The following is a 13695-nucleotide window of genomic DNA, read 5'->3' as shown; positions in this document are numbered from 1 at the left end:
CGTTATGAGCAAAAAGAAAAAAGAACTAAAGAACAAGAAGAAGTCGTTCTGGAAAAAGGTTCGTTTTAAATATAAGCTGTCTTTCATTAACGAATCGACGTTGGAAGAAGTATGGAACTGTCGCGTATCGCAATTGTGGTTCTTCTCGGCCGTCTGCCTTTTCGCGCTTTTCATGATTACGATCACGTCGTTAATCATCATCACGACTCCCATACGGAACTATTTGCCCGGTTATCTGGATGCCGAGGTGCGTCAAGCGATTGTGCAAAGCGCGATTCGCGCCGACTCGTTAGATGCCGCGTTAAGAAAACAGTCGCTCTACCTGAGAAATGTCACGGCCATTATGAGCGGAACGATGACGATCGACTCGGTACACGCCACAGATTCGGCCGCGTTTATCAAGGCGGATTACAATATACCCCGTTCGAAGACGGAAGAAGAATTCATCAAACACTACGAGCAGGAAGAAAAATATAACCTCACGGCTTTCAGCAATACGCCTCGCCTGACCGACAACGTATTTTTCTATAAGCCAGTGAACGGGACCATCTCGGCACATTACGATCTGGAGAATCGTCATTATGGGGTAGATCTCGTAGCCGGACCAAAGGAAAGCGTTCTGGCCACACTCGACGGCACGGTGATTTACACAGGCTACGATACGGAATTCGGCAATGTGATCACGTTGCAGCACCGGAACGGATTCATCTCGGTCTATAAACATAATCACTCCCTGTTGAAGGAGATCGGACAATATGTCGTGGCCGGCGAAGCCATTGCGCTGGTAGGCAATACAGGCGAACTGTCTACCGGCCCCCATCTGCATTTCGAGTTGTGGTACAAAGGCGCTTCCGTCAATCCCGAAGAATACATTGCATTTTAAAAATGAAAAGAAGACTCGCTATATTAGGATCGACCGGTTCGATCGGAACGCAGGCGCTTGAAGTCGTCAGCGAACATCCCGACGAGTTTGAGGTGTATGCGCTCACCGCTCATCATCAGGTCGATTTGCTGATCCGTCAAGCACGCCGCTTCATGCCCGAAGTCGTTGTGATTGCCAACGAACAGCACTATCCCGAATTAAAAGAGGCGCTTGCCGATTGGCCCGTGAAGGTGTGGGCAGGCGTCGACGCCATCGCGCAAGTCGTACAGATGGAGCCGATCGATATGGTACTCACGGCGCTGGTGGGGTATGCGGGCTTGCGTCCGACCATCGCCGCCCTCGAAGCCGGAAAAGTGATCGCACTGGCCAACAAGGAAACCCTCGTCGTCGCGGGCGAACTGATCACGACACTGGCCAAAGAAAAGAATGCACCGATATTGCCGGTCGACTCCGAGCATTCGGCCATCTTCCAATGTCTCTCGGGAACGTGGGACAATCCGCTGGAAAAAATATGGCTGACGGCTTCCGGAGGTCCGTTCCGCACGAAAACACTCGACGAGCTGGCGACAGTTACAAGAGACCAGGCACTTCGTCATCCCAATTGGGATATGGGAGCCAAGGTAACCATCGATTCGGCCTCGATGATGAACAAAGGCTTCGAGATGATCGAGGCGCGATGGTTGTTCAATCTCCCGCCCGAACGGATCGGAGTCGTAGTGCATCCGCAGTCGATCATTCATTCGATGGTGCAGTTCGAAGACGGTGCGGTACTGGCCCAACTGGGATTACCTGATATGAAATTGCCCATCGCGTACGCACTGTCGTATCCGAGGCGTCTGAAAAACGCGATGCCGCGACTGGACTTCCGGCAGTACGCCTCGCTCACATTCGAAGAGCCCGATATGAAGCGTTTCCGTAATTTGGCGTATGCCTTCGAGGCTATCCGTAAGGGAGGTAACATGCCGTGCATTCTCAACGCGGCCAACGAAGTCGCCGTAGCCGCTTTTCTCGAAGAGCGAGCAGGTTTTTTGGAGATGAGCGACGTAATCGCCCGAACGATGGAGCGAGCGACATTCGTCGCCCGACCGACGTATGAGGATTATGTACAAACCGATGCCGAAGCGCGACGGATCGCAGCGGAGTTTTTAAACAGGTGAAAATGTCAGGTAGTCAAAAAAGCCCGGGTAGAAACCTCTGGTATCTGTCTGCTGACATCGATTGAACAAACAAAAAACAAATAATAAGGAATAGATTTTATGGAAATATTTTTGATTAAGGCCTTACAGCTGATTTTAAGTTTATCGATTCTGGTATTAGTACATGAGTTCGGGCATTTTCTCTTTGCACGGCTCTTCAAAGTACGTGTCGACAAGTTTTACCTTTTTTTCGACCCGTGGTTTTCGATCTTCAAATTCAAACCTAAAAACAGCGATACGGAGTATGGTCTCGGGTGGTTGCCACTCGGCGGATATTGCAAGATTGCCGGGATGATCGACGAGTCGATGGACAAGGAGCAGATGGCGCAGCCGCCGCAACCATGGGAATTCCGTTCCAAGTCGTCCGCACAGCGCCTGCTGATCATGGTCGGTGGCGTATTATTCAACTTCCTGCTGGCACTCTTCATCTATTCGATGGTGCTTTTCACGTGGGGAGATACGTACCTGCCGCTTAAGAACGCGACGGACGGCATGTATTACAGCGCGACGTTCAAGGAAGTCGGTTTCAAAGACGGTGATATTCTTCTTCGTGCCGACGGCGAAGAGCTGCTACGCCTCAACGAGCACAACTTCCGTCAGGTAGTCAACGCGCAGTCGGTAACCGTGCTCCGCGAAGGTCAGGAGGTGACGATCACGATCCCGGCCGATATGATGCAACGGCTGCTTCGGAATAAAGACGGATTTGCGGACTATCGCTTCCCGATGGTCATCGAAGAGGTGGTAAGTCCGTCGGCGAAGGAGGCCGGAGTATGGGCGGGCGACCGTGTCGTGTCGGTCGGTGATTCTCTGGCAGTCATGTCGCTCGAAGCAAGAGAAGCGCTGTATGCGTATCGCGGACAGACGGTGCGTATCGGCGTCGTGCGTGACGGCGCGGAGATGGCGCTGACCGTACCGGTCGACTCGCTCGGTCGCATCGGCGTTCATATGAAAATGCCGGCTTCGCTTTATGAGATGACCACTGTGCGGTACGGCTTCTTTTCGTCGTTCCCGGCCGGGGTGAATCTCGGTATCACGACGTTGAAAGGCTACGTGAGCGATATGAAATATGTCTTTACGAAAGAGGGCGCTTCTTCGATCGGCGGCTTCGGGACGCTCGGCAGTCTTTTCCCGGCCGAATGGAACTGGCAGGTGTTCTGGATGCGAACGGCTTTCCTGAGTATCATTCTGGCGTTTATGAATATTCTTCCCATCCCCGCGCTGGACGGCGGACATATCATGTTCCTGATCTACGAGGTGGTGACGCGACGCAAACCGAGTGAAAAGTTCCTCGAATACGCGCAGATTGCCGGGATGATCCTTCTCTTCGGACTGCTTATTTACGCCAACGGCAACGATATCTTCCGTTATTTCTCCCGTTAACACGGAAAGGGGTAAGGGAAGCGCTGCTTTCATGCTTTCAGGCGTACCAAAAATAATACGGGATTATCTGTTGCCGCGCGTTCGGGGCATAAGCGAGAGACAGCTTGCCCCGAACGACAATAGCAGAACTCGTTGCAATACACATCGAGTGCTTGCAGGTCGGGCACATGGCCTGTTTGATAGAAGTCGTCCGTAAAGCCGTTCTTCAACCGAAACGCACGCTGTTCAAGCTGGTCGTAGCAATAGAAATAGTAGCTTTCCTCTCCGTTTTTTCCGTTCGATGCCATCAGGAAACGTTGTCCAAAACGGAAAGGCAGCATCGGGACGGGATAGTCAGTCGAGGCATGCAAAATCTTTTTCAGTCCATTGCCCTCGATCAGGGCGAGCGTGTCGGCCAACAGTTTTTCCGGCTCATACGAAGCGGTGTAGGCATACAGTCCGTGTGGAGATACGCATAACTCAGGCTCAAAATGACTACTCAGGTGAAAACGTTTTAAATCGACGTCGCACAACGGTGTGCCGTCCACCACATCGAACGACGCATCGAGTCGATAGAGCCACTTCTCGATCTTCCTCTCCCCGCCCGATGCCGAGGTAGCGCATTGCTCGGTCGTTGCCCAAAAGTGTCCGTCGTGATACGCGATCTTCAGCAGACTCTGCCACGGCTTGTCGGCAAGAGCTTTGCGACGAATCAGAGTTCCGTCGTATGTAAAAAACAGCGCATTCCCACACGTGTCGATGGCCACGACCTGTCCGCGCTGCGGATCTACCGCAAAATCGCGGATGGCTGAATCGCGTCCGTCCTCGTCCGAAGCGATGCGGCTGAGAAACCGCCCTTCACGATCGAAACGATAAAGCTTCCGGTTGCTGAGCATAAAGAATTCGTTCCCGGCACGTTTCACCGCATCTACGTGCCCCATCCGGCACCGTTCATTCGTCTCCAGCGGAATAGCTACCACATGTTCCGCAATCTCCGAAAGAGAGGCTTCGCTCGTTTCCTCTACCGATACCACGCTCCGGTTCACACACGAAGCAATCCCCAAAAACACCACCCAATATGCGATCTTCATCGTACGATTTATTTAAAAACTTCTTTTATTCTCTATCATAAGGAGACAATCCTTGACCTTAAGGAATGTCTCCTTGACCTTAAGGAAGCATTCCTTCATCTTAAGGAATGTCTCCTTGACCTTAAGGAAGTGTTCCTTCATCTTAAGGAATGTCTCCTTGACCTTAAGGAAGCATTCCTTCATCTTAAGGAATGGCTCCTTGACCTTAAGGAAGCGTCCTTCATCTTAAGGAATGTCTCCTTGACCTTAAGGAAGTGTTCCTTGATCTTAAGGAAAGACTCCTTGACCTTAAGGAAGCGTTCCTTGATCTTAAGGAAAGGCTCCTTAATCTTAAGGAAGTATTCCTTAAGATTAAGGACGTCATCCTTACTTTAAGCTAATAACGCAAAACGAAAAGACTTAGTATGAAATTCTTCCTTACGTTTTCATAATTCGAAATTATTCGGTAGATTTGTGTCCGTAAAATATAAATACAGACCGGACTATGTTCAAGATTTTTTTCTTTATCATTTTTTTCGTCATCTTGCTTCTTCTGTTAGCAGGATTTTCCATCATACGTACAGTGAAGTCTTTTTTCTTCGGGCCTTCAAACACTACGCATGCCAAACGTCATACGGCGTCCTCTTCTCGTCGATCCGATCAAGCTTCGTCCTCTCGAACGCCTGCCCGGAAAAAAGTCATTGCGGAGGATGAAGGTGAATACGTCGATTACGAAGAAATAAAATAAGGCGTCGGTTGAAGATAAAGAAGATATGGCATTTCTGATACATTTTCTTACCTTTGCCTCGTTCTATCGCTGATCGTTGAGACGATTACGGCCGAGAGAAATAACATATCAGTATAAACTTTAAACGATGATTGCATGATGAAAAAAAATGGATGGAAATATGGAGCAATAGCATGGGGCATCGGATGCCTTTGCATAGTCAGCGCATGCTCGGACAAAGGAAAAGGCATTATCGACGAGGAAACAAAGACTCAGCGGGTGAACCATTTTATTGTCGATATGATGTCGGACGCTTATTTATGGACCAAGACGGTAAATTGGGATGCGATTGATTACAAAACCGAAGAAAACTCACAGAAGCTTTTTAAAAAAATACGTCATAAACACGACCGCTGGTCGATGCTGACAGACCGCGTATCAGAACTCCAAAACGCGTTTCAGGGGGTTTCGACCACATTCGGTTATCAACTGATTTTCGGAAGGTTTTCAAACAAAGAGGCTCTATTCGCTATTGTGTTATTCGTTTATCCGAACACGCCGGCTGAGAAAGCCGGTATCAAGCGCGGCGATCTGCTCGTAGGATTAAACGGAGGAGACATCACAGAAACGAACTACCGGAATCTTTACAATGCATCTTCCATTTCCGTAAAAAAAGGAGTCTTGGTAGACGGAAAGATAAGTACTCTGCCGGCTGCGATTTCAATGAAAGCCTTAGAGATGTATGAAGACCCGATTCTGAAAGACTCCGTCATCGTAAAAGGCTCGCATAAAATCGGCTACCTCTGCTACGCGGACTACACCTTGAAGTCGGAGCCTCGTCTGCTTGAAGTATTCTCGAAGTTCAAATCCCAGGGAGTTACCGACGTCGTACTCGATCTGCGTTACAACGGAGGAGGAACGGCACGTACCTCGCGTCTTCTTTGCAGTATTCTCGGCCCGCAATCGGCCGTGAAGAAGAAGGCAAAGCTGCTGTCGCAGGTATGGAACGACAAGTATATGAAATACTGGAAAGAGAAAAAGATGGAAGACCGGATTACCGAATATTTCATCGATACGCTATCCGTCAATATGAACCTCAACCGTCTGTATGTCCTGACAACACGCCGCACGGCATCCGCCTCGGAGTCGACGATTACGGGACTCCATCCCTACCTCGATCTGGTACAGATTGGCGATACGACAAGCGGCAAATTCTGTGGCGGCATTCTGGTGAATCCTGAAGATTTGTGGGGCAAAGGAAAAGCCGATGATATCAAAGACTGGGGAATATATATGATGGTGTACCGATTTGCCAACATCAACGACGATGAGTTTATAAACGGTATTGTTCCCAAGCATGTAGAAGAGGAAAATTACTATGCACTCTACCCCTTCGGAGACGAGCGCGACCATTTGTTCGGTAAAGCGGTTTCATTGATTACAGGCCAGCCGATGATAAAAGTGCGTTCGCAGGAACAGATTCCTCCTTATACGATTTTGCCGACAGAAGACCGCCGGGCATTGAACGAAAAAATGATTTCCACCATGCCATCGGGGATGGAGCTCTTAAGCTCCCCCTTGACGGAATAACCGGCAGTTTGCTTCTAACCAGTAATCGAGTATAGTCATCGCCGCCATCGCTTCAACGATGGGAACGGCACGCGGAAGGACGCACGGATCGTGGCGTCCTTTTGCTTCCAATATCGTCTCGTTATAATCCGTATCGACGGTAGCCTGTGGGCGTAAAACGGTAGACACAGCCTTGAACGCCACACGGAAATAGATATCTTGCCCGTTGGAGATACCTCCCTGTATGCCCCCCGAATAATTCGTGCGCGTACTCACTTTTCCGTTGTCGTTAAAGAAAAGATCGTTATGCTCCGAGCCGCGATAATAGGCGCCATCGAAACCGTCGCCGTAATCAAAGCCCTTGACGGCATTGATGCTGAGCATCGCCGCGCCGAGCGCCGCGTGCAGCTTTCCGAAAACCGGCTCGCCAAGACCGGCGGGAACCCCCGTGACCACGCACGTGATGACTCCTCCCACCGTATCGCCGTCGGCTTTCACCTCGCGAATCAACGCCTCCATCTCGGCCGCTTTCCGGGTGTCGGGACAACGCACGGCATTGCTCTCCGTCAGGTTCAGGTCATACTCCTTGTAACTTCCTTCCAGACGTATGTTCCCGACCTGCGAAGTATATGCTTGTATCGCGACTCCGTGTTGCCGCAGAATCAGCTTGGCAACAGCCCCGGCCACACATTGTGCGATCGTTGTCCGGGCAGAACTCCGACCGCCTCCGTGCGGATCGCGAATCCCATACTTGGTCTGATACGTGTAATCGGCATGCGAGGGGCGAAAGGCTTTCTTCATCTCGTCGTAGTCGGCCGGATGTTGATCTTTGTTTCGAACGATAAAGCCGATCGGTGCCCCCGTCGTCTTACCTTCGTAAATACCCGAAAGAAACTCGACCGTATCGGTTTCGTTGCGCGGGGTGGTAAGCGCTGACTGTCCCGGACGGCGACGGCTCAAATCACGCTGGATAAAATCCATATCGAGCACCACTCCTGCCGGGCAGCCGTCAATAACGCCCCCAATGGCCGCCCCGTGCGATTCACCGAACGAGGTCAGCCGATATTTCGTACCAAAAGTATTCACCTCAAAATGCTTGATTCATCTTTATCCGCAATGGCATCCACCACCACAGCAGTCGCCGCTCCCGTGCGCATGGTCGCCACAAGAATCGTCTCCGCAACCACACGAGTCGTCTTCGCAGCCACAACATCCGCCGCTTCCGCAACCTCCGCTCATCAGCTGATTCAGTTCTATAATTTCCTCATCCGTCGGTTCGTGTACATCGATGACCTCACCACTGAAATGAAGCGTCTCGCCGGCCAGCGGATGATTGAAATCCATCACGACGATATCGTCCCTCACTTCCAGCACAGAACCGTTCATACGGTTGCCGTCCGTACTCATCATCGGTACGGTTTCGCCTTCTTTGATATGCTCGCTGTCGAATTTGCCGTCAATCTCGAAGATATGTTTCGGCAATTCCATCACATGGTCTTCATTTCGTTCGCCGTATGCCTGATCGGGAGTAAGTGTAAATTCAAATTTGTCGCCAACTGCCAGACCGCTCAGATTCTCTTCAAAGTCTTTCAGCATCATCTCGGTTCCGAAAATGAACTTCAACGGGTTCTCTTTCGTCGCACGTTCCATCAGTTCATATTCACCCGCTTCGCCCACGTTGAGGTCATAAGTGACCACAACGAATTTATTTCTTGAGATTTTCATATATTGTTCTTTTTTAAAATGAAGGGGCAAAGGTAGAAAGATTTGACGAAAAAGGCAAGATGATGTCGCAGCATTCATTATTATTTGTACTTTTGCGCATTTTTAAAAACATAGACTGAAATCAAGCATACCCGATGAGTGAGCATCATGTAATCCGTAAGTTATCGCCATCCTCTTCCCCTTCCGTCAAGGGGCGGCATACTTTGCTTTACCTTTTGGGAGGATTGCTGTTTTTCAAATTCCTGTGGTTCGATTTCTGCTGGTGCCTGCTTTCGACCTTCCGGCCGTTTTCATCGCCGGAAACGTATCTCTATGCGGCACTGGCCAGCCTGACCCTGCTGTTTCTTTTCGTAGTCTGGCGTATGGAGCGGACAATGTGGATCACCGCCATACTGCTTGATATACTGCTTGTCTGCAACTTGATGTATTTCCGAACGTATTATACGGCGATTCCATTAGACAGTTATTGGCTCGTAGGCAACTTGAAAGACTTTACAGACAGCGTATGGGGATCGTTCAGAATGACCGATCTTGTTTTTCCGCTGTCGACCGCAGCAGTCGTCATGGCGCGTAGGAGAATGAAAGGTTCTGCCGCCTCATCCCGAAACACGAAAGAGATACGTGTCTACGCATTACTCACGGGAGGACTTGTATTCATTGCCGGAAGTATGCTTTGGGTGCAAGGCGGTTTCAAAAAAGCTTACGAAGCATTGCAAGGCTCTTACACGCATACGTGCGGAACCCCGATGTACACCGTATTCGGATCCGTATGTTATGACTATATGCGAGATGCGGAGACTTATACGCCTGAGATCGGCATATACATCGACGATTGGCTCAAGCAACACCCGCCGATAAGTATCCCTGCCGATACGGTAACCCGCACGCATTGCATCGTGATTCTTGCCGAATCGCTCGAAAGCTGGGTGCTGGAGCAAACCGTCGAGGGACAGGAGCTGACCCCTTATCTGAATCGCCTGTTGAAAGATTCGACGACCATTTACGCTCCTTACGTCGTCTCGCAGGTAAAAGGCGGACGTTCGATCGATGCTCAACTGATGTTGAATACGGGGCTGTTACCGATAGATAATGGCGTTTACAGTCTGAAATATCCTCACTCTACCTACCCCTCGCTGGCCAAGGCGATGAAGCAGAAATACGGCGCCTCGGCCAAGGCGTACACCCTGACGGGCGATAAACCGATGGTCTGGAATCAGAGCGTTATCGAACCGGCGTTCGGTTACGATGGTCTGCTTTCGAAAGCCGACTTTGTGAATGACGAACCGGTCGGACCACATTACCGGCCACAGATTGGCGACGGCTCTCTGATGCGTCAGATAGCCGATAAGATACGTCGCAGGGAGGTGTGGGACGACAACGGACAGATGCTGCTGCAATGTGTCACGTACTCCGGACATTTCCCTTTCGCCCTGCCCGAATATTTGCGACAAGTCACATTCTCCGATCGCTTCCCTTCACGGATGCGCGATTACATGATGACGGCGAATTATACCGACCGAGCACTCGGACAGTTTGTAGAACACTTACGAAGTGCCGGTATCTACGAGCATACGCTCATCGTCATCACCGGCGATCATGAAGGCCTCGTCGATATGCGGAGCGAATGGTGTACCAGCAGAGGGGGACGCGGGCTTGTTTCCGAAGATCCGATGGTACCGCTCATTATTCTCAACGCTCCGAAAGGGGGGCGTTACGAGCAGGTGATGGGACAGGTCGATATCTATCCGACCTTGCTGCAACTCCTCGGACTGACCGACTACACATGGCAGGGGTTAGGTGTAAGCATCATTGATGCGAATAACAAACGAGTGGCTATCGATGCACAGGGAAATATTTACGGTGAAACCGGTCACGTATCGGAAACGGAAATCCGACATCTCAAAGACGCATGGAAAGTCTCCGACGCCATCATCCGTTACGACTATTTTGCGCGTTAAATCTCAGATACACGTACTTTCACAACCTTGTTTCAGCACTTAAAGCAATATGATACTTCCTTCCGAATTTACAGCACGTACCCGCCGGTTACTCGATGACGAATATGATCTGCTTGAACAGGCGCTGCAAACGGATCCGCCCGTAAGCATCCGCCTGAACCCGTCGAAGAGATTCGATGTGGTCGACGGAGAACGGGTTCCGTGGTGTGAACAGGGGTACTATCTACACGAACGTCCATCCTTTACGTTCGACCCGTTGTTTCACGCCGGCACGTATTATGTGCAGGAAGCCGCATCGATGTTCGTCGGAGAAGCTGTCAGACAACTCCTCTCTTTTCCGGCTCTCACGCTCGACCTCTGTGCCGCTCCCGGTGGCAAATCAACCCATCTGCTGAGCGTATTGCCGGCAGGCAGCCTGCTGGTGGGGAATGAAGTGATCCGAAGCCGGAGCCGTATCTTGGCCGAAAACATCACAAAATGGGGAATACCGGACTGCGTCGTAACGAACAACGACCCGAAAGATTTCAGTGCCCTGCGCGAACTGTTCGATCTGATCGTGGCCGATATGCCCTGTTCGGGCGAAGGGATGTTTCGCAAAGACCCGGCCGGTCGCGAGGAATGGAGCGTCGCGAATGTCCGGCACTGTGCCGCCCGTCAACGGAGGATCATTCACGACGTATGGGACGCATTGAAGCCCGGCGGACTGCTGATTTACAGCACGTGCACATTCAACACGGAAGAAAACGAAGAAAACATCGCATATATCGCCGAGACCTTCGGGGCGGAAGCCGTATCCCTTGACCTACCCTCCGAGTGGAGCATATCCGGAGCTTTGTCCGGCACACTTCCCATCTATCGGTTTTTCCCGCACCGCACGAGAGGCGAAGGGTTCTGTCTGGCCGTACTGCGCAAGCCGTGCGGGGCAGAGCATGCTGCTTGTCGTAAGCGTAGACAGAAACATATTCCACAACCGGTCCCTGCGCAGGCGAAAAAATGGCTTACAGAACCGGAGGCCTATCATCTTGAACGAATCGGGGATGTGGTAAGAGGCATTCCGTCAGTCCATCGGGAGACGGTACAGCTTCTCGGCGAACAATTGCATGTTCTGTCGGCCGGCATGACAATCGGCGAAGTCAAAGGGAAAGACGTGCTGCCGTCACCGGCGTTGGCGCTCAGCACGGCGATGCGCCGCGACGCGTTCGCCCGTGTGGATGTATCGCGCGAGGAAGCCATCCGTTACCTGCAAAACGAAGCGCTCACGCTGCCCGGCGATGTACCGCGCGGTTTCACGTTGGTGACCTACCGAGATGTCCCGCTGGGCTTTGTGAAAAACCTCGGCACACGTGCCAACAATCTTTATCCCAACGAGTGGCGGATACGTAAAAAGAACGGCTAACAGCCCTCGGTCTTTGCTTGGATGTAATCGTAAATGGCCTGCTGCGAACGCACGGGCGGCGCGTCGTTACGAACGAAGATATTCCGCAATTGCGCGTCGATACGGTAAGCCTTGACGTTATCCCGCAACTGGATATGCAGGATGTCGATTATTTCACGTTTGACGGATGGAAACAGTACGGGAGCAGCCGTCTCGATACGACGATTCAGGTTACGGTTCATCCAGTCCGACGAGGTAAGGTACAAGTCCTCTGCCCCATCGTTATAAAAATACCAGATGCGCGCATGTTCAAGAAACATGTCGACAATCCGCGTCACACGAATATTCGGACTATACGGCTGGTCGGGCACCAGACAGCAGATACCACGTACCAACAGGTCGATTTCTACACCCGCCGAGCCGGCACGATACAGTTCGTCGATCATCCGCCGGTCATGCAGCCCATTCATCTTCAAAATAATTCGACCTTTCCTGCCGGCTTTCACATGTTCCGTTTCGCGCCGGATCATACGAATCAGTTCCGGCACCATATTGAAACGTGCGACAAGCAAACAACTAAATTGCGGCTCCTGCAGCGTCCCTTCCAGCACAGAAAAGACCCGGTTGATATCATCGACAATCGCCTTGTTGCATGTCAGTAAAGCCATGTCGGCGTAGATTTTCGCCGTTTTCTCGTTAAAATTACCCGTACTCACATAGGCAAAATCCGTCGCATCTCCTTTACGCAGAATGACGGCCACCTTCGCATGCACCTTGAGCCCGGGAATACTGTAGATGATTTTGATGCCGGCCTTTTTCATTTTTTCGGCCGTACTCATGTTGTTCTCTTCATCAAAACGCGCTTTCAACTCGACGAACACCGTCACTTTCTTTCCGTTTTGGGCGGCACTGATCAGCGAATGGATCACCGCCGAGTTCTCGGCTACGCGATACTGCGTGATCTTGATCTCCTCCACGTCAGGATCGAACGCCGCTTCCATCAGGAAACGCAACAGATAGTCGAACGACTGATAAGGGAAGTAGAGCAACACGTCACGTGCTTTCACGGCGCCAAACATCGATGTCGCCTCTTCGAGATACGGCACACGCATAGGCGACGGAACCTGCTGTTCGAGTACCTTGCCGACAGGATTCGGCAGTTTGCTCATATCCTGAAGATTCATATAACGGCCGCCGACGACAAGATCATCATCAACGATATCGAAAGCCTCGCAAATATACGCCAGAAAATCGCGCGGCATGGCACGATCGTACATAAAGCGGCTCAAAGCCCCGATCTTGCGCTTCTCCACCTTGCGACGGATGGCCTGCACAATGCTCTGCGACGTCTCCTCTTCGACGTAGATATCGGCATCGCGCGAGATCTTGATGCTGTAGCATCCGTCCAATTCATAACCCGGAAAAATGCTGGGCAAGTTGTAACGAATCACATCATCGATAAACATAAAATAGTGCATGCCCTCATGCGGAGGCAAGGCTATAAAACGCGGCACCTTCGAATGCGGCACTTTAATGAGTACATAAAGCGGCTCTCCCGTCTCTTTCCGGATGATGCGGGTAATCAGATATAGACGCCGATCACGAATAAAGGTGCGAAAACCGGCATGAATCGTTACGGGGGAAAGATACGGAAATATTTCCTCGTTAAAATAATTGCGGACAAACTCGCGATGAAACGGCTCCGGCTCTTCACCCTGATAGAGGCAGATCTTTTGCCGACGCAACTCAGGCAGGATTCCTTCGTTAAAAATCCGGTAGAAGGCCTGCTGCTGACGGTTGACCTCATCCGTAATCTCGCTCAGCGTTTCTTCC

General features: G+C 51.0%; 11 protein-coding genes. 7 read left to right on the top strand and 4 right to left on the bottom strand.

All coding sequences use genetic code 11. From position 1 onward, the window contains the following. Window positions 1-4: 4 nt before the first annotated feature. From EII41_RS07280 to rseP, 3 genes are all read left to right on the top strand, one after another. Window positions 5-883: a M23 family metallopeptidase gene (locus EII41_RS07280; RefSeq protein ID WP_124751219.1), complete on the top strand. Its 879-nt coding sequence runs from the start codon at window positions 5-7 to the stop codon at window positions 881-883. 2 nt (window positions 884-885) lie between these two features. Next, window positions 886-2040: a 1-deoxy-D-xylulose-5-phosphate reductoisomerase gene (locus EII41_RS07275; protein ID WP_124790052.1), complete on the top strand. Its 1155-nt coding sequence runs from the start codon at window positions 886-888 to the stop codon at window positions 2038-2040. A gap of 99 nt (window positions 2041-2139) precedes the next feature. After that, window positions 2140-3459, top strand: coding sequence for an RIP metalloprotease RseP (gene rseP / locus EII41_RS07270; protein ID WP_124751221.1), 1320 nt, complete (start codon window positions 2140-2142; stop codon window positions 3457-3459). A gap of 29 nt (window positions 3460-3488) precedes the next feature. Here rseP and EII41_RS07265 read toward each other — a convergent pair whose 3' ends face one another. Then, window positions 3489-4529 (bottom strand): 6-bladed beta-propeller, encoded by a 1041-nt coding sequence (locus EII41_RS07265; protein ID WP_124790051.1) that lies wholly within the window; start codon window positions 4527-4529, stop codon window positions 3489-3491. A 484-nt stretch (window positions 4530-5013) separates the two neighbouring features. On the opposite strand from EII41_RS07265, the gene EII41_RS07260 reads away from it, so the two are divergent. Both EII41_RS07260 and EII41_RS07255 read left to right on the top strand, forming a co-directional pair. Beyond that, entirely contained in the window at window positions 5014-5256 is a 243-nt protein-coding gene (locus EII41_RS07260) for a DUF4834 family protein (RefSeq protein ID WP_124751223.1), read from the top strand. 135 nt (window positions 5257-5391) lie between these two features. Continuing rightward, window positions 5392-6825: a S41 family peptidase gene (locus EII41_RS07255; RefSeq protein WP_124790050.1), complete on the top strand. Its 1434-nt coding sequence runs from the start codon at window positions 5392-5394 to the stop codon at window positions 6823-6825. On the opposite strand, the gene aroC is transcribed toward EII41_RS07255, so the two are convergent. Together aroC and EII41_RS07245 are read right to left on the bottom strand one after the other, a co-directional pair. Next, window positions 6802-7890, bottom strand: a complete 1089-nt coding sequence (aroC, locus tag EII41_RS07250) for a chorismate synthase (RefSeq protein WP_124790049.1) — start codon at window positions 7888-7890, stop codon at window positions 6802-6804. The genes EII41_RS07255 and aroC overlap by 24 nt on opposite strands. A gap of 21 nt (window positions 7891-7911) precedes the next feature. After that, the gene (locus tag EII41_RS07245) at window positions 7912-8529 is read right to left on the bottom strand and encodes a peptidylprolyl isomerase (protein WP_124790048.1); all 618 of its coding nucleotides are present in this window, start codon (window positions 8527-8529) and stop codon (window positions 7912-7914) included. A 134-nt stretch (window positions 8530-8663) separates the two neighbouring features. Here EII41_RS07245 and EII41_RS07240 point away from each other — a divergent pair, with 134 nt between their 5' ends. Together EII41_RS07240 and EII41_RS07235 are read left to right on the top strand one after the other, a co-directional pair. Next, complete coding sequence (locus EII41_RS07240) at window positions 8664-10487, top strand: LTA synthase family protein (protein WP_124790047.1); 1824 nt, start codon at window positions 8664-8666, stop codon at window positions 10485-10487. 49 nt (window positions 10488-10536) lie between these two features. After that, on the top strand, window positions 10537-11883 hold the full coding sequence (locus EII41_RS07235; RefSeq protein ID WP_124790046.1) for a methyltransferase RsmF C-terminal domain-like protein: 1347 nt from the start codon (window positions 10537-10539) through the stop codon (window positions 11881-11883). On the opposite strand, the gene ppk1 is transcribed toward EII41_RS07235, so the two are convergent. Then, window positions 11880-13695 (bottom strand): polyphosphate kinase 1 (gene ppk1 / locus EII41_RS07230; RefSeq protein WP_124790045.1); only part of this gene is annotated, 1816 nt, incomplete at its 5' end. The two genes, EII41_RS07235 and ppk1, sit on opposite strands and share 4 nt — an antisense overlap.

Source organism: Tannerella forsythia (assembly GCF_003860135.1).
GTDB classification, from domain to species: Bacteria; Bacteroidota; Bacteroidia; order Bacteroidales; family Tannerellaceae; genus Tannerella; species Tannerella forsythia_A.
The sequence above is the reverse complement of the archived record's forward strand: the minus strand, read 5'-3'. Positions and strand labels throughout refer to the sequence as shown.

Coding starts and splice junctions, on each gene's coding strand:
- EII41_RS07280 (WP_124751219.1), top strand. CDS start 5: ATGAGCAAAAAGAAAAAAGAACTAAAGAACAAGAAGAAGTCGTTCTGG.
- EII41_RS07275 (WP_124790052.1), top strand. CDS start 886: ATGAAAAGAAGACTCGCTATATTAGGATCGACCGGTTCGATCGGAACG.
- rseP (WP_124751221.1), top strand. CDS start 2,140: ATGGAAATATTTTTGATTAAGGCCTTACAGCTGATTTTAAGTTTATCG.
- EII41_RS07265 (WP_124790051.1), bottom strand. CDS start 4,529: ATGAAGATCGCATATTGGGTGGTGTTTTTGGGGATTGCTTCGTGTGTG.
- EII41_RS07260 (WP_124751223.1), top strand. CDS start 5,014: ATGTTCAAGATTTTTTTCTTTATCATTTTTTTCGTCATCTTGCTTCTT.
- EII41_RS07255 (WP_124790050.1), top strand. CDS start 5,392: ATGATGAAAAAAAATGGATGGAAATATGGAGCAATAGCATGGGGCATC.
- EII41_RS07245 (WP_124790048.1), bottom strand. CDS start 8,529: ATGAAAATCTCAAGAAATAAATTCGTTGTGGTCACTTATGACCTCAAC.
- EII41_RS07240 (WP_124790047.1), top strand. CDS start 8,664: ATGAGTGAGCATCATGTAATCCGTAAGTTATCGCCATCCTCTTCCCCT.
- EII41_RS07235 (WP_124790046.1), top strand. CDS start 10,537: ATGATACTTCCTTCCGAATTTACAGCACGTACCCGCCGGTTACTCGAT.